The organism is Shewanella sp. SM29 (genome assembly GCF_025654245.1).
In the GTDB taxonomy this organism is placed as follows: Bacteria; Pseudomonadota; Gammaproteobacteria; order Enterobacterales; family Shewanellaceae; genus Shewanella; species Shewanella oncorhynchi.
The window spans coordinates 14,518-30,844 of record NZ_JAKKRN010000024.1 but is presented as its reverse complement, the minus strand read 5'-3'; the positions used below and the strand labels follow the sequence as shown (position 1 = coordinate 30,844).

Below are 16,327 nucleotides of genomic sequence, written 5' to 3'. Positions count from 1 at the left end.
AGTGAGTCTCTAAACTAAAAGCCGCATTATGCGGCTTTTTTGTTATCTAAGATTTTTTCACTGCTAATATTTTACTCAAGTTTTTACTCAAAGCCTGTGTTCGCTGCCGGAGCATTTCCCGTAGTAAGAGCACGACAGGCGTGACATGTTCACGTCCTGGGCACACTAAGTACAAATCGACGGGCTCCCCCTGATACTCAGGCAACAAACGTACTAATCGCCCTGAGATTAAGTCATCGGCCAGATCTAGACTCGACTTAAATACCAACCCTTTGCCAGCCACAGCCCAACGGCGGGCAATCTCGGCATCATTAGCACTACGATTGCCCGTGACACGCACTTTGAATTCTTGAGCATCACGCCTAAATAGCCATTGATCGTGGGTGCGATCATCTAACTTATAAAACAAGCAATTATGCTCAACTAATTGTTCTAATGAATCAAGCGCACCAAACTTGACGAGATATTCAGGTGAAGCGCACAAGACACGATCAACACTGCAGATAGGGAAAGCCACTTGGTTAGAATCCTGCGGTTTTCCATAGCGCACGGCAACATCAATTTTATCGTGGTAAAAACTGCTGATATTGTCGCCAAGGTGCAAGCGCACTTGCAGTTGAGGGAAATCGAGCAAAAACTCGTCGAGCCAAGGCACAAACAGATTACGGCCAAAGTCTGAAGAAACCGACAGGCTTAAGGTGCCAGATATTTTACCTTTATCACTGGCGATAGCCTGTTCGCCAAGCGCTAAATCGCTTAGCGCACGTCGGCAATGAATAAGATAACGCTCACCTTGCACAGTCAAACGTAAGCTGCGTGTCGTGCGGATAAATAAACTAGTATCGAGCTGTTTCTCAAGCCGTTTTATTGCTGCACTGGCAGAAGCAGCCGAGATATCCATCTCGGCTGCTGCGGCAGATATATTGCCGCAATCAGCGACTCGCACGAACAAAGCTAAATCATTAATTAGCATGATTATCAAAAATCCTTTGAAAAAATTACAAACTTTATCCTGTTTATCTCTTGGCTAATATTCCACACAATGGCTACACGATACAAGTACACTCAAACAAGTAAACTCCAGCAAGTACACCCAGAGGAATAAACATGAAAGCCATTGGTTACCAGACAGCAGGTGCAATCACAGCGCCCAATGCATTAGAAAACATCACGCTAGCCGAGCCAACTGCGACAGGTTTTGACCTTTTAGTGGAAATCAAAGCCATTTCTGTCAATCCGGTTGATACAAAAATCCGTGCATCTAGCTCAGCGTCTGCAGGCGAATACAAAATTATCGGCTGGGATGCGGTCGGTGTCGTCAAAGCCGTTGGTGAGAAAGCCAGTCTTTTCAACGTTGGCGATGAAGTGTGGTATGCGGGCGATATCAGTCGCAGTGGAAGTTATGCAGAATATCAATTGGTTGATGAGCGAATTGTCGGCCATAAACCTAAAAGTTTAACCTATACCCAAGCCGCGGCATTACCTTTAACGGGGATTACGGCATGGGAGATTTTATTCGACCGTTTAGCTTTACCCCAAGATGGTTCGGCAACTGACGCCCGTATTTTAATTATCGGTGCGGCCGGCGGTGTGGGTTCAATCATCACTCAGCTTGCAGTAAAACTCACTGGTGCAGAAGTGATAGGCACTGCATCTCGTCCTGAATCCGCCGCTTGGGTGCACAAACTTGGTGCCGATGCTGTCATCGACCACACCAAGCCACTTTCGCAGGAACTTGCCAATATTGGTATTACTGATGTGACTCATGTGATTAGCTTAACCCAAACCGATCAGCATTTTGATGAAATAGTACAAGTGCTTAAGCCACAAGGAAAACTAGCATTAATCGATGATCCTAAGGGGCCATTAGATGTGATGAAACTTAAGCGTAAAAGCTTATCCTTACACTGGGAACTGATGTTTACCCGCAGCCTTTATCAGACCGAGGATATGATTGCGCAACATCACTTACTCAACCGCTTAAGCGCCCTTATCGATACAGGCGAGTTACAGAGTACGTTCGGTAAACACTACGGCACCATTAATGCCCAAAACTTAATCAAAGCTCACGCTCAGATAGAGTCTGGCAAAGCGATCGGTAAAATTGTTTTAGAAGGTTTTAACCAATGAAAATAACAGTGTTTGCTCAAATCATAGCGAATCAAGGCCAAAGCGATACGCTATTTAAGATACTCAAGCAACTCGTGACAGACACTCATACCGAGGCTGGCTGCATCGAATACAAACTGCATCACTCATTAGATGATGAAAATATCTTCTGGATGTACGAAATTTGGCAATCCCAAGCCGCACTGGATGAACATATGGCGAGTACGCACTTTCAAGCATTCGTCGCTCAAACCGCAGACATAATCAATCAAGCTGACATTCACAAAAGCTACGCCTGCTAATCAACAAAAAAGCGCCAAACACGTTGGCGCTTTTCATCATTTATACTTATCAAATCAAAGTCATGGCCATCTTGCGGCGTAAATACGCGATTTGCTGCATGTGTGGCAAATCCTTAGGACAGTTGTCTTGACAGCCGAGTAACGTCATACAACCAAATACGCCATCCTGATTGCCAATCACATGGTAAAAATCCTCGGCAGTACGAGCGTCACGGCTATCCATCTCAAAACGAGCTATTTTCATCATGCCCACAGCGCCGACAAAAGTTTCACGCATTTGTTTAGTCGCACAGGCAGAAACACATACGCCACATTCAACGCAGCGCTCTAGCTCATACAAACGCGCAGCTTCATCTGGATCCATAGGATCTTCAAGCCGATGCACGCTTATATCATTGGCCTTAGGGTGTAACCACAGCTTTAAGCGTTCGGCCAGTTCCCGCATAAACTTACCAGTGTTAACCGAGAGATCACCAATCAACTCAAAACCTGGCAGCGGCATTAAGGTGATTTCGCCCTTAGGATATTTGGCCGTTAAGGTGCGGCAAGCTAGCGTCGGGAAACCGTTGATCACCATAGCGCAGCTACCACAGATACCTGCACGACAAACAAAATCGAATTGTAGCGAAGTATCTTGTTCTTCCCTGAGTTTATTAAGGGCGATAAATACCGTCATCCCCGGCGTTTCGGTAAGCTGATAACGCACCATTTTCGGCTTATCGTTTGGCTCCTGCGGATCATAACGAAAGATATTAAAGGTTAACTGGCGACCTTGGCTCATTATGATTTTTCTCCTAACGCATTGGCAGATGGACTTTTTAAAGTATCACTTAAACGTTCGTTATTAGGTTGTAAGCTCTCGGGTAATTCAAAGGGCATAAGAGCCCGCTGCCTTTGATAACGGTCAGCATCATCACCTAGCTCAGCTAAAATCTCGGCAATTTGCTGTTCACGCTTTTCGGTATCGGGATGCACTATGGCGTTGTTGATGCCATAACCACGATAACCCGGCGGGAGTTCCATCTTCATCACATCGAGTGCTTCGTAGTTAAGCACAGGTTCGAGTGCATCGGGATCGGGCCAGCTGGCCAAGGTGCGATTCAGCCAGTCTCGATCATTTCGCTGCGGATAATCCTCACGAGCATGGGCACCACGACTCTCTGTTCGCGCTGCAGCGCCGCAGGCTACGGTTAGCGCCACTTTTAGCATACGCTTGACCCGCAGGGCTTCAACTAACTCAGGATTGGCGTGACGCTTTTTACACTTAAGCCCGAGTTTACGCGAACGCTCGAGCAACACTTTTAGCTCGGCAACCGCTTTTTCAAGCTCGGGGCCATTACGGAAAATACCCACATAATCCATCATGATGCGCTGCATTTCGCGCTTGAGTTCAAAGGCGCTCTCGTGACCATCACCCTCGACCAGCACATCGATTTCACTCTGCACCTGCTGCATAAACCGTTCAGCAAGCTGAGTGTCGATCTCAAGGCTATTGTTCTCACAAAAATCGGCGACATATTTACCAATAATCATGCCGCCAACCACGGTTTCGGCCAACGAATTACCGCCTAAACGGTTAAAGCCGTGCATGTCCCAACAAGCCGCCTCACCTACGCTAAATAAGCCTTTAAGCTGCGGACTTTCACCTGTGGCATTAGTCCGAATACCGCCCATAGAATAATGCTGAGTTGGGCGTACAGGGATCCAATCCTTAGCGGGATCGATACCGAGGAAATTCTCACAAATTTCCTGCACTTCCCTAAGATTCGTTTCAATATGCTTGCGACCTAAAAGGGTAATATCTAGCCACAAATGCGGGCCATAAGGGCTATCGACGCCCTTACCTTTACGTATATGTTCAGTCATGCGACGCGATACGACATCCCGCGATGCCAACTCCTTTTTATCGGGTTCATAGTCAGGCATAAAGCGATAACCGTCTTTATCGCGCAATAAGCCGCCATCACCACGGCACCCTTCCGTTGTTAAAATGCCTACGGGAACAATGGCAGTGGGATGGAATTGTACCGCCTCCATATTGCCAAGCCTTGCCACGCCCGTTTCCAATGCTAACGCTTGGCCAATACCTTCGCAGATGATCGCATTGGTCGACACTTCATAAATTCGGCCATAACCACCAGTGGCTATCGTAGTGGACTTAGCCACATAGGCTCTAAGTTCACCCGTAATCAAACAACGAGCAATCACGCCATGACAACGCTTACCATCGTGAATAAGTGCCAAGGCTTCGATACGTTCATGGACGGGAATATCCATGGAAATCGCTTTGTTATCCATAGCGTATAACAGCGAATGACCTGTACCGTCGGCGGTATAACAAGTGCGCCATTTTTTAGTCCCGCCAAAATCACGGGCGTTGATAAGACCATGGGCTTCTTGGGCCTCATGTAGCGTGACTTTTTGCGCATTGACTATCACTTCCCTCGGGCCAGCAGTCACCCGAGACCAAGGCACGCCCCAATTGGCCAGCTCACGTACTGCCTTAGGTGCACAATGGGCAAACATCCGTGCGACATCTTGATCGCAGCCCCAGTCGGAACCTTTTACCGTATCTTGAAAATGCACATCCTCATCATCGCCCATTCCCTTAACTGCATTGCCTAAACTCGCCTGCATACCCCCTTGAGCGGCAGCAGAGTGGGAACGTTTTGCAGGAATGAGTGACAAAACTAAAGTGTCAAGCCCACGCTCTTTCGAAGCGATAGCGACCCTTAAGCCCGCGAGCCCAGCTCCTACCACCAATGAATCGGTATAAATCAGTTTCACGCCTGCTCCTTAATGGGGTCTATTGTTTTGTGCTGTTTTTTTATGTTCGACATTCTATTCACTGATTAACTTAATCATTGATTAAAAGCGGAATTAACTCGCGTAGGGTAAAAATGCCAGAAGTGAGACGACGCCAACAGTGACAAATAGCACACTCACTATGGTCTTGATCTTACGTAATCGACTGCGGTTGTTGAGATCCCGCGCCGCGCCCCATTTCAAAGCCACACGGTAAATGCCAATTGCTGCATGTAACTCCACAGTGAGCAGTAAAGGCAGATACACCATCCAGACACCTTGATTCCAAATACGATCGGCGCTTCCCTGAGGGCCAATGGTTTCGGGAGCCGAGCCAATAAGCCACAAATGCACAGGCAACAGCAGTAGAATCACTACACCGGTAATGGCTTGCCAGCGCCACAAGCGAGTATCGCTGTGGTTGATCACTTGCATTTGTTGGCGTAGAGCCCTTTGCTGACGCAGACTCATGGGTAATTTTTGCAATGCCACTAACACGTGCACTAACGCCAAAATGGCAATACCAATGGCAATACAAGTCACTACCCAAGGATAACCGTGTCCATCAGCGGACAGAAAACTCAGCTCCATAGTGCGAGCAACCCAACTCATGGCATCCGCACCCAATAAAATCGATGACACTAACACTAAGTGGGTCCACAAAAAGACTGCGAGTATTACCCCTGACAAACTCTGGCTTAAATCCAGCCAAGCACTCCATTTTTTAATATTTAATTTGATCGCCATCCTATCGCCTCACGCCGTTGACCTTATCGAGCCAATCTCATTAAGTCTTATCGCAAACTAATATCGCTCACACATCCACACGAAAACGTGAGCCAGATCAATTGAGTGCTGAATAATTAACCTAATGCTTAATAATAGCAGTGAAACAAAATCCTGCTGCTAGCTTAAAGCCTACTCAGGTACGAAGGGCTGCACAGGAATATCGAGCTCGCTACCGATAAATAGATATGAAACAAGGCTCGCAGTACCAAGGCATAGCAAATAAATAATCAGCACCTTAGCGAGTTTTCGCAGGCCTGAGCGCTGAGTGGTTATGCCCCACTTTACCGCCACGCGATAGAGACCAATCATGGCGTGTACCACTACAGCGGGAAGTAACAGCGCATACAGCAACCAAGCATTATCGTGATAAACCCGCTCAGCTGATAAATGCGGGCCAATTTCGGGATTCAAAATCATAGTGAAGAGGTGAACAGGAACGAGGAAAAATAAGATAAAGCCGGTGATCAGTTGCCAAAACCACGCATGGGTATCCTTATGCTTGATATTCCCCATGTGCGAACGCAGGGCTCGCCATTGCCCTAGCTGCGCCGGAAAACGCCGTAGCGCCACCGCGGCATGTACTATCACCACCAATAGCATAAGCACTGAAAACACTTTAGTGACTATAGGAAAACCATGTCCTGTGCTGCTAAACATTCCACCTTCAAGCAACTGAACGACCCGATAAAAAGCCTCTTTACCCAGCAAAATACTCGATTCAAAATGCATGTGTAATAGTAAAAAGCTGCCAAGCATAATCCCTGTCGCACTCTGCAGCCTATCAGCCTTAGCCGACCAAGGATGACCTAGCGGTGTACTCACCCTATTGTGAACTCGAGTTATGCTTGTCATCTTGAATTAACCTATGTCGTTTATCGTTGGCACCTCTTGGCAAACTACACCATAGCAGCAACTCAAATCAGGCTTCAGTGTCACAGATTTAAAGCGTGAGCCAACTCACCTGACGGAGTTAAACTCTTAGAAGATGATCACAAAAAACGTATCAAAACCAAACAAAGGTAAAACCAATTAACCAATATATTTCATAGTGTTATATCAAATAATAAAACTGACAATTCGTTTTTTAACACTAATCCATACCCGCCAGCTAACCCCTTGTCTGTATAGACAAAAGCGCAGTACCAGGATAGCCAGTCGTCGAACCTAAACCCTAGTGATAACCAAACGACCTTACCTAAAGTGCTTTAAATTCCCGCTACATCCTGCATTTTGGGATAGTTTGGGTATACAATACCGCGATATTTTGAACCCTTAGTTTATGAACACTCAGTCACAGGATGCCCCCATGCCTTGGATCCAACTCCGTATAAACACCAATAGCGATGATGCTGAAACCATCAGCGACTTGCTCATGGAAGAAGGTTCAGTCTCTATCACCTTCGAAGACGGTAAAGATACCCCTATTTTTGAACCTAAATTGGGCGAAACCCCACTGTGGCGCGATACCGTGGTAGTGGCCTTATTCGATGCAGAAACCGATCTGACACCAACCATCGCCATGCTGAAAACCTTGCCTTTCCTCGGTGAGAACTTCAGCCATAAAGTCGAACAAATTGAAGATAAAGACTGGGTACGCGAATGGATGGATAACTTCCACCCCATCCAATTCGGCACACGTTTATGGATCTGCCCAAGCTGGCGCGAAATCCCTGATCCAACCGCGGTTAATGTGATCTTAGATCCGGGTCTTGCCTTCGGTACTGGCACTCATCCCACGACAGCACTGTGTTTAGAGTGGCTAGACAGCTTAGATTTAAGCGATGAAGAAGTGATCGATTTTGGCTGTGGTTCAGGCATCTTAGCCGTAGCCGCACTGAAACTGGGCGCGAAAAAAGTCACAGGTATCGATATCGACTATCAAGCCATCGACGCTTCCCGTGCCAACGCCGAGCGCAATGATGTCGCTGACAAGCTGGCGTTGTACTTACCAGAAGACCAACCCGCCGATCTCAAAGCCGACGTACTGGTCGCTAACATTCTTGCAGGCCCTCTGCGTGAATTAGCGCCTTTGATCGCAGAACGCGTAAAAACCGGTGGCAAACTTGCCCTTTCCGGCCTCCTCAAAGAACAAGCCCAAGAAATCTCTGACTTTTATAGCCAATGGTTCGATATGGACGCAGCGGCTCACAAAGAAGATTGGAGCCGCTTGACAGGTAAGCGTAAATAGCGCTAAAGGGTGGCGCAACATGCGCCACCGCTGGCTTCCAACAATTTAGCCTCTGACTTCTCGTCAATTAAAAGTCAAGAAAAAAAATTACCTCTAGGTCATTTATTGACCTTTTCACGGCCAACAAAAAGGGCTACTATAGCGCCCCTTTGAAGAGCTAAGGTGAAACATAAAATGCAGATTGGACCCTATCAACTGAACAATCAGCTGATCGTGGCACCAATGGCAGGTGTCACCGATCAAGCCTTCCGCAATCTTTGTCTTCGTTATGGCGCAGCCTTAGCGGTTTCCGAGATGCTTTCATCCAATCCCGAGGTTTGGGATACAGATAAAAGCCGCCAGCGCATGACGCATTCTGGCGAGGAAGGCATCCGCTCAGTGCAAATTGCAGGGGCTGATCCTGATTTAATGGCGCAAGCCGCCTTGTTCAATGTCGAACAAGGTGCTCACATCATTGATATCAACATGGGTTGCCCGGCGAAAAAAGTGAATAAAAAGCTGGCAGGCTCGGCGCTAATGCAAAATCCACCGCTGGTAAAAGAGATTTTACAAGCCGTGGTCGCCGCAGTGAACGTGCCTGTCACGTTAAAGATTCGCACCGGCTGGGAGCCAGAGCACAAGAATGGTGTTCAAATCGCCCAGATTGCAGAGGATTGTGGCATAGCCTCGCTCGCCGTTCACGGCCGCACGAGACAATGTATGTACAGAGGCGACGCTGAGTACGACACTATCAAAGCAATTAAACAGAATGTCTCGATTCCTGTTGTCGCCAATGGGGACATCGACAGTCCGGAGAAAGCCCGCTTTGTGCTGGAATACACCGGTGCCGATGCCTTGATGATAGGACGGGGTGCTCAAGGACGGCCTTGGATTTTCAGAGAAATCCAGCACTACTTGGAAACGGGTAATAAGCTAGCGCCCATTGAGGTTGCCGAACAGCGTCAAGTGATGCTGGAACACCTCACCAAACTGTATGACTTATATGGTGAATACAAGGGTATCCGCTTCGCCAGAAAACATATGGGATGGTACCTAGACCAAGAAGCTCAGCGCCAATTTAGGGCTGACTTTAATCGGCTGGAAACCGCTGCAGAACAGTATTCCCTCGTGGAATGTTATTTTGATGAATTAGTACAGAATTAATAAAGAGCAGAATAGAATGTTTGATCAGACAACTAACACAGAAGTTCACCAGCTTACCGTTGGCAAAATCGAAACCGCAAACGGCACTATCAAGCCCCAGTTATTACGTGACGCCGTCAAGCGTGCCGTAACTAACTTCTTCGCACAGTTGGACGGTCAGGAAGCACAAGAAGTTTATGAAATGGTGCTAAGCGAAGTTGAAGCGCCTCTGCTTGACATCATCATGCAACACACTCGTGGCAACCAAACCCGCGCAGCAAACATGCTAGGTATCAACCGTGGTACTCTGCGTAAAAAATTGAAAAAATACGGCATGAACTAATCCGAAAGGATTAAACTGTTGTATTAAAAAGAAAAAGCCTGAAGAAATTCAGGCTTTTTTGCTATTTAATACACACATAGTTACACACAGTCAAAATCATGCTTGGTTTGTCATTCATCTCACGTTAACTGGTGATCCTCCCCAATACCAGGCACTTGACTCCATCTAGACACCAAAATCAATAAACAACTCCATACACGCCCGTCGCACAACTTTGGCAGGTATCATCATCGAACATATGCCCTGCATTCATAGACTCATTACAGTGCTTGCACTTTCCACGGGCAATCTTACTATCGTGGATAGCTTTTGCTGCAGACTTAACCTGTCGCGGTGTAGAACTAAGAGCCATTTTCCGTTGAATAACCCATTCAAAGCTCGGTTCATGCGGATGCGGCCAAGTGATTAAACCAATGGAGATAGCTATGTAATCGTCAAATATATCGACACTTATATCTTTATTATATAAGGAGCTTGTGACTTTATCGGATAGAATATCAAAGTGTTGTTCCACAAACCTGCCGCAAACGCTGTAGGCACATGTGGCCGTTCCATCTTGAGACTTAAAATTGGCATCAATTAATTTATTGCACTTAGTGCAGATAAAGAATGCTGGTGACTGGTCTATTGCCCGCGTTACCGCTTTTAGACTGTGCGTTAACCTTTTAGTGTTCACGCCAATTTTTTTGTGGATTAGCTTATCAAAATAACCATTATTACACCGGACATGTGCTGTTACGGTGAAATCCGCATCAAGATGAACGGTATAAAGTGGTCTATTAGGTAACGTAATCGACTCATTTAGAGAAAGGTCATCGCAATCGAGTGTAGGGGGGTTGCTGTTCTTAGTTTCAGAGCCGTAAATGTGATACGAATTCCACTCAAAAGATTTGAAAGGGCTGCCTATCTCATCAAGCAGTGCCATTGTTTCTATTGGTATTATTAAATCCATTAAAACCAGATAACGGTCAATTAAATCTGGACGCCCAGTAAAGCAGATGGCGTTTTGCTCCAGCAGTGATTCAATCGTGGGAATGCAGTCGAGATCCATCTAAAACCCTTATTAGTAAAGCTAACCATGCAAAGGCCCTTGCTATGTAGCCTATCTACATTCTTTACTATATTTAATTACCAGTCAAAGTACTGCATAGCGTCCAATTTTAAGCATTTCAAATGCACTTTTAATAGGGTTTTCTGATTTATCGAAACCTCTATACCAACGCACTTTTATTCCTAGATAGTCTGCCCAACCAATTCCCCTTTTAAAGTCTCGCCATTTATTGTTTTTCGCACAGCATTCAACAAACTGATTAACCAACAAGTACTGATTATGTCCAGCTGAGTACTTTCCATTTTCAAAAGCATCTAGATAAAAAGGAAATGCTAAGTTGTCCTCTGCTCGACGATAATGATAAGTACCCCACATCCAATTAGTTAGCCATAAAAAACTACCGTCTAGTCCTGCTACTTTGATTTCATTAATAAATTGTGAAATCAGATCTTTAGACAACTCAGAGTTTTTACGGAGAGCCAACCCCTTAGATAAAAGTTCAAAATACATCTGTGGCGCTAGGGATCTTACATCGCTTTTGGCTTGAGCTATCAAAGGCGATAAGGCAAATGCGTCTAGGTATGTTAGGCAAGACTTGAGATCATTAAAACTGAAAGTATTTGAACTTTCTACTGTAAGTGTTGAGCAAATATAGCTGGTGTTATGTTCAATCTCTAAAGCTTTTAGTTCCCAAAATGCTTGAGTTTCATCAAACCACCTACGATCAATTGACATTGGGTCAATAACATCATGTAAGCTTAATTCCTCCTTAACGATATTCTTAAAATTACTGTGGATCCTGTTTAGTCTGTAGTCTTGCTTTTTCAATTTATTAACTAAATCAGAAACAAACTCAACTCCATACTGCTTTTCAAGCTCGACAAATATTGAGGTTGAAAATCTTGCTAAAAATAAGATAATTCTAAAGCAGTTTCTAGTTTTGGTATCAATACTTCTTTTATGAGCAATCGATTTCGTTTGTTCCATCGCAGACAGTGAATCGCTAAGATTCTGAAGCAAGTTAGCCCAGCTAGGAAGATTTTTAGCTGTTGACCATCGTGATGCATTTTCAAGGTTTTGTGACAATCGATAATTGTCAGTGAAGCCATAATCGGGAAAATGAAAGCGAGTTTGATTGGTCTTGGTGACGTCATACATCCAATTAAATACTGTTGATATTGGCCAAGTTATGGATTTACCTTGCACATCAGGTAGCCACCAATACTTATCAGAAGGCGAAATATTCAATTCTGTAGCAACGTTATGTTTTAAAATATTTTTTTGATACGAAAGAATCATCCGATCAACCAATCTATTTTTCAGCAACCACTGAATCGAGTCAGACTTCGATAGGAAAGTACTGTCTCCTCTCAAGAAGTCCTTATATTGAAAAAGTGTATCGTCTATCGTATTAGTAAATGCATACATTACCTTCAAGCTACCAGTTGCCTCTAAGATAGAAAAAGCAAGAAGCTCAACTAACGCCATAAAATTAGCCGTTAATTCTCCATCTTCCTTAGCTAGCCGTCTTAGCTGAGTTTGAATCGACTTTTTCATCGTTTCGTCGCTCATAATACTTGAACAGTCATACTTTTGTGGCAATATTCCGGTGTGTTCAAATAAGGCTTTTGCTATATCACCAAGGGTTGGATACTGTGGTTTCATCATTTGTCCATGTTTATGACGATGTAATAGGTAAGGCAGTATCATCTAGATACTGCCTTAATAGTGGCTAACTAATTACTTGCCTTTGGGCACTGCATTACCTCTTCCGCCGCCTGATGCTCCAGGTGTAGTACTAGGCCAGTTACCGCCAGGTCCTGGATGGCTTGATGGACCTCGTCCGTTACTGCTTTTACCACCAGCTTTACCATTTAAACCACTGTTGCTCTTTGTCATGATCATTTCCTTAGTTTCGATAGATGAGTAAAAGTTGCCAGTGTTTTGATTTTTACTACCGAACAACCTTCGAAACTAACTTTATAAAATGAACCTCATAAAGGCTTCCTGCATTTTGGCGACATTAATTTTATTAACGAATAAATCCCACATTATCGACATCAGAGTTTATCTGTACATCTCAATTTCAAAACATAACTCCATAACAGAATTGGATTTTATAGCCTACGATCCCAAACATTGTTATCTTGTACAAATGGACGGTTCATGTAAGTAATCTGTAGAAGGCGCTATTGATGGGAAGCAATATTAGTAACTTCGATTTCCTTAAACATCACGATGAACTGCTACTGCGTCTTGCACAAACAGCAGAATGGTGTTTTACCCCCGATCCCAACACCACACTTCTAAAGATGCGCCAACTAGGTGAGGAGCTAGCAAAAAACATAGCAGCTCGTGTTGGTGTTGCAAGTGGCCTGGGAGTCAATCAAGTCGATTTACTTCGCAACCTTGATTACTCACTGAAGCTCGAACAGCGTATCAAAGATGCCTTTCATACTATAAGAAAACTCGGCAATGCCGCTAATCACGATATCACGTCGAATAGTCATCGTGATGCTTTGCAATCTTTGCAGATAGGCTATGCCTTAAGTGTTTGGTATCACCAACTATATGGCGGTGAAAAAGCAAAAGGTTTTAAACCTGGCCCCTATATCAAGCCCACAGACCCATCTGATGAAGTGCGTATGCTCGAAGAAAAGATGGTCGAGCTTGAACGTCAGCAACAACGGACATCAGAGCGACTTATAATTGCCGAGTCTTTAAAGCAACTCGAAGCAGAAAAAGCAGAGGCAGAACGTAAACGCTCCGAACAGATGCTTGCTGAAAGCAAAATATGGGAAGACGTCGCCATTGAGCAAGAATCAAAACTCAATGAATACAAAGCTAAGATGGAAGCGGCTAACCTTGAACTAGTTTTAAGCTTTCAAGCTAAAGACCAAAAAGCCCAAGCTAATGAAATTAAACGAGTTGAGAAATTACCTTTTCATATGGATGAGGCAGAAACCAGGATCATTATTGATAAACAGCTAAATGATGCTGGATGGAAAGCGGATACAGTTAATTTCAGATACTCTAAAAATGTGCGACCAGTCGCGAATGAAAACCGAGCTATTGCTGAATGGCCGACTGAATCAGGTCCCGCTGATTATGTGTTATTCATGGGGTTAATCCCTGTAGCCGTAGTCGAAGCTAAAAAGTCTGCAAAAAATGTCTATGGCTCCATCGATCAAGCAAAGCGTTACGCCAGAGGACTTGAGGCTAAAAATGCCTTCACAATAGAATTGAAATGGGGCGAATTTAAAGTCCCGCTAACTTTTGCCACCAACGGTCGTCCGTATCTTAAGCAGCTTGAACAAGAGAGTGGTATCTGGTTCTTAGACGTCAGGGATAATGCTAATCGGCGCAAAGCACTTAAAGGATGGTACTCACCAGCTGAAATCAAGATGATTTTAAAGCAGACGCCTGAGCAAGCAGAACACAAGCTCGATGCTATGGCTTTTGATTACGACCTTAAACTTAGAGACTATCAAGTCGATGCAATTAAGGCGGTAGAGCAAACGATCAAAGATGGCAAAGATCGTGCTTTAGTTGCCATGGCAACGGGGACTGGTAAAACAAAAACCTGTATTGCATTAGTTTATCGTTTACTTAAAGCTGAACGATTTAGGCGAATACTCTTTCTCGTTGACCGTTCAGCTTTAGGTGAGCAGGCAACAAACGATTTTAAAGAAGTTCGAATGGAACACCTGCAAACTTTTGCAGATACATTTGAATTAATGGAACTTGATGATAAAAAGCCGGACGACAGCACAAAGGTCCATGTGGCAACCGTTCAAGGTTTAGTGCAACGTATTTTATATCCTAGCGATAAGGATACTAAACCGGGCGTTGGACAGTACGATTGTATTGTTGTTGATGAGTGCCATCGTGGCTACTTGCTAGATCGTGAGCTCAGCGATACTGAAATCCTATTTCGCGACCAGAAAGATTATCAATCAAAGTACCGTTCGGTCATAGATTACTTTGATGCCTTTAAGATAGGTCTAACGGCAACGCCAGCACTTCACACAGTTGATATATTTGGCGAGCCCGTATTCAGTTATAGCTATACCGAAGCGGTACTCGATGGACACTTGAATGATCATTTACCACCAGTCCGAATTCATACCAAGCTTGCCGAGCAAGGTATACATTACGACGTGAACGAAGAGGTAAAGGTTTATGATGTTGCAAATAATAACGTCAAAATTTATAACACCCCTGATGAGCTAGACTTTGATGTCTCTGAATTTAACAAAAAAGTCATTGCACCTAATTTTACTAAAGTAGTCACTAAATGGTTGATAGAAAGTGATTCTATTAATCCCTACTCAGAAGCCAAAACACTCATTTTTTGTGTAACAGACACGCATGCAGATGAAGTTGTTGAGGCGCTTAAGCAAGCGTGTGAAGACTATCATGGTGAAGTTGAAGACGATGCCATTCAAAAAATAACGGGAAAGACTGATAAACCCCTAGAAAAAATTCGTTTATACAAAAATGATCGTCTGCCAAATGTCGCGGTCACGGTGGATTTACTCACCACGGGTATCGATGTACCCAAAATTTGTAATCTCGTATTTTTACGAAGGGTGAACAGTCGGATTTTATTCGAGCAAATGCTTGGGCGAGCTACTCGATTGTGTTCAGAGATAGGTAAAGGACCATTTCGTATTTTTGATGCTGTCGATATTTATAAGCAGCTAGAAAACGTAAACACCATGAAGCCCATAGTCACTAATGTGGATATTAGCTTTACTGATTTAGAGCGTGAAATGGCTGATGCTACAAATGAAGACTTACAAACTCTGGCTAAAAATCAGTTTATCGCTAAGTTACAAGTAAAGCGACGTCACCTTTCACCAGAACAACAAGATAAGTTTGAAACGCTTACCGGTCAATCACCAGCACAATTCCTTAAAGACCTGAAAGCCATGTCAGTCGAGAAAGTGGCTGAGTGGTTTACCAATCACCCTGGTTTAGGCGAACTGCTTGATGAAAAAATCAAAGGTGGCAGTGGAGGTAACCCGCTTTACATTTCAGACCATGGCGATGAAGTGACTCATATCACGACGGGTTACGGTGAGGGACAAAAACCTGAAGACTATTTACGTTCTTTTAATGACTTTGTGAATGCTAACAGTAACCGCTTGCTCGCAATTCAGACAGTTGTACAAGCGCCATGGGAATTAACTCGTCAAAGCTTAAAAGAACTGGCTTTAGTGCTTGAACAAAATAAGTTTAGAGAACAAGATCTGCAAGTTGCATGGCACGAAGTTAAAAAGGAAGATATAGCAGCACGCATCATTGGTTTCATTCGCCAGGCAGCCATTGGCGAGGCATTAATACCATTTGAGCAACGCGTCGACAACGCTTTGGCCAAAATACTGACGAGTCAACAATGGAAAACACCGCAAATTCAATGGCTCAATACCATAGCCAAGCAAATGAAAGCGACAACCATAGTCGATGATGCAGCGTTAGACCAAGGCATCTTTTTGCATCAAGGTGGCACGAAACGAGCCAATAAATTATTTGAACAGCCCATATCCAATGTGCTACTCATGTTTAATAAGGCCCTTTGGGGGGCTGATATGAGTAAGTCTGCGTAGCGATAT

Annotated in this window: 14 protein-coding genes; 6 read left to right on the top strand and 8 right to left on the bottom strand. The window is 44.4% G+C overall.

Features of this window, described 5'->3' with window-relative positions:
• Positions 1–46: 46 nt before the first annotated feature.
• Positions 47–973, bottom strand: a complete 927-nt coding sequence (locus tag L5L77_RS15860; RefSeq protein WP_263176920.1) for a LysR family transcriptional regulator — start codon at positions 971–973, stop codon at positions 47–49.
• A gap of 134 nt (positions 974–1,107) precedes the next feature.
• Between L5L77_RS15860 and L5L77_RS15855 the strand changes: the two genes are divergently transcribed.
• Positions 1,108–2,130, top strand: coding sequence for a zinc-binding alcohol dehydrogenase family protein (locus L5L77_RS15855; RefSeq protein WP_263176919.1), 1,023 nt, complete (start codon positions 1,108–1,110; stop codon positions 2,128–2,130).
• Entirely contained in the window at positions 2,127–2,411 is a 285-nt protein-coding gene (locus L5L77_RS15850) for a putative quinol monooxygenase (protein ID WP_263176918.1), read from the top strand. Before L5L77_RS15855 ends, L5L77_RS15850 begins: the two co-directional genes overlap by 4 nt.
• Positions 2,412–2,460: 49 nt before the next feature.
• On the opposite strand, the gene L5L77_RS15845 is transcribed toward L5L77_RS15850, so the two are convergent.
• The 4 genes from L5L77_RS15845 to L5L77_RS15830 all read right to left on the bottom strand — a co-directional run bounded on the left by L5L77_RS15845 (position 2,461) and on the right by L5L77_RS15830 (position 6,857).
• Positions 2,461–3,192: a fumarate reductase iron-sulfur subunit gene (locus tag L5L77_RS15845; RefSeq protein WP_113940800.1), complete on the bottom strand. Its 732-nt coding sequence runs from the start codon at positions 3,190–3,192 to the stop codon at positions 2,461–2,463.
• Positions 3,192–5,198 (bottom strand): fumarate reductase flavoprotein subunit, encoded by a 2,007-nt coding sequence (locus L5L77_RS15840; protein ID WP_198573106.1) that lies wholly within the window; start codon positions 5,196–5,198, stop codon positions 3,192–3,194. Before L5L77_RS15840 ends, L5L77_RS15845 begins: the two co-directional genes overlap by 1 nt.
• A gap of 93 nt (positions 5,199–5,291) precedes the next feature.
• The gene (locus L5L77_RS15835) at positions 5,292–5,963 is read right to left on the bottom strand and encodes a fumarate reductase cytochrome b subunit (protein ID WP_263186439.1); all 672 of its coding nucleotides are present in this window, start codon (positions 5,961–5,963) and stop codon (positions 5,292–5,294) included.
• A gap of 171 nt (positions 5,964–6,134) precedes the next feature.
• Positions 6,135–6,857, bottom strand: coding sequence for a fumarate reductase cytochrome b subunit (locus L5L77_RS15830; protein WP_263142959.1), 723 nt, complete (start codon positions 6,855–6,857; stop codon positions 6,135–6,137).
• Between the two features lie 454 nt (positions 6,858–7,311).
• Here L5L77_RS15830 and prmA point away from each other — a divergent pair, with 454 nt between their 5' ends.
• From prmA to fis, 3 genes are all read left to right on the top strand, one after another.
• Positions 7,312–8,193, top strand: coding sequence for a 50S ribosomal protein L11 methyltransferase (gene prmA / locus L5L77_RS15825; RefSeq protein ID WP_105250427.1), 882 nt, complete (start codon positions 7,312–7,314; stop codon positions 8,191–8,193).
• Positions 8,194–8,367: 174 nt separating this feature from the next.
• A complete protein-coding gene (dusB, locus tag L5L77_RS15820) occupies positions 8,368–9,336 on the top strand; it encodes a tRNA dihydrouridine synthase DusB (RefSeq protein ID WP_106649201.1) in 969 nt (322 codons plus the stop codon).
• A gap of 16 nt (positions 9,337–9,352) precedes the next feature.
• Complete coding sequence (gene fis, locus L5L77_RS15815) at positions 9,353–9,658, top strand: DNA-binding transcriptional regulator Fis (protein WP_006083371.1); 306 nt, start codon at positions 9,353–9,355, stop codon at positions 9,656–9,658.
• 178 nt (positions 9,659–9,836) lie between these two features.
• On the opposite strand, the gene L5L77_RS15810 is transcribed toward fis, so the two are convergent.
• From L5L77_RS15810 to L5L77_RS15800, 3 genes are all read right to left on the bottom strand, one after another.
• The gene (locus L5L77_RS15810) at positions 9,837–10,709 is read right to left on the bottom strand and encodes a hypothetical protein (protein WP_263223078.1); all 873 of its coding nucleotides are present in this window, start codon (positions 10,707–10,709) and stop codon (positions 9,837–9,839) included.
• Between the two features lie 84 nt (positions 10,710–10,793).
• Positions 10,794–12,374, bottom strand: a complete 1,581-nt coding sequence (locus L5L77_RS15805; protein WP_263223076.1) for a hypothetical protein — start codon at positions 12,372–12,374, stop codon at positions 10,794–10,796.
• 75 nt (positions 12,375–12,449) lie between these two features.
• Positions 12,450–12,608 carry a hypothetical protein gene (locus tag L5L77_RS15800; RefSeq protein WP_263223074.1) on the bottom strand — a complete coding sequence of 53 codons (159 nt, stop codon included), beginning with the start codon at positions 12,606–12,608 and terminating at the stop codon, positions 12,450–12,452.
• A gap of 296 nt (positions 12,609–12,904) precedes the next feature.
• Between L5L77_RS15800 and hsdR the strand changes: the two genes are divergently transcribed.
• On the top strand, positions 12,905–16,321 hold the full coding sequence (hsdR, locus tag L5L77_RS15795) for a type I restriction-modification system endonuclease (protein WP_263223072.1): 3,417 nt from the start codon (positions 12,905–12,907) through the stop codon (positions 16,319–16,321).
• Positions 16,322–16,327 lie beyond the last annotated feature (6 nt).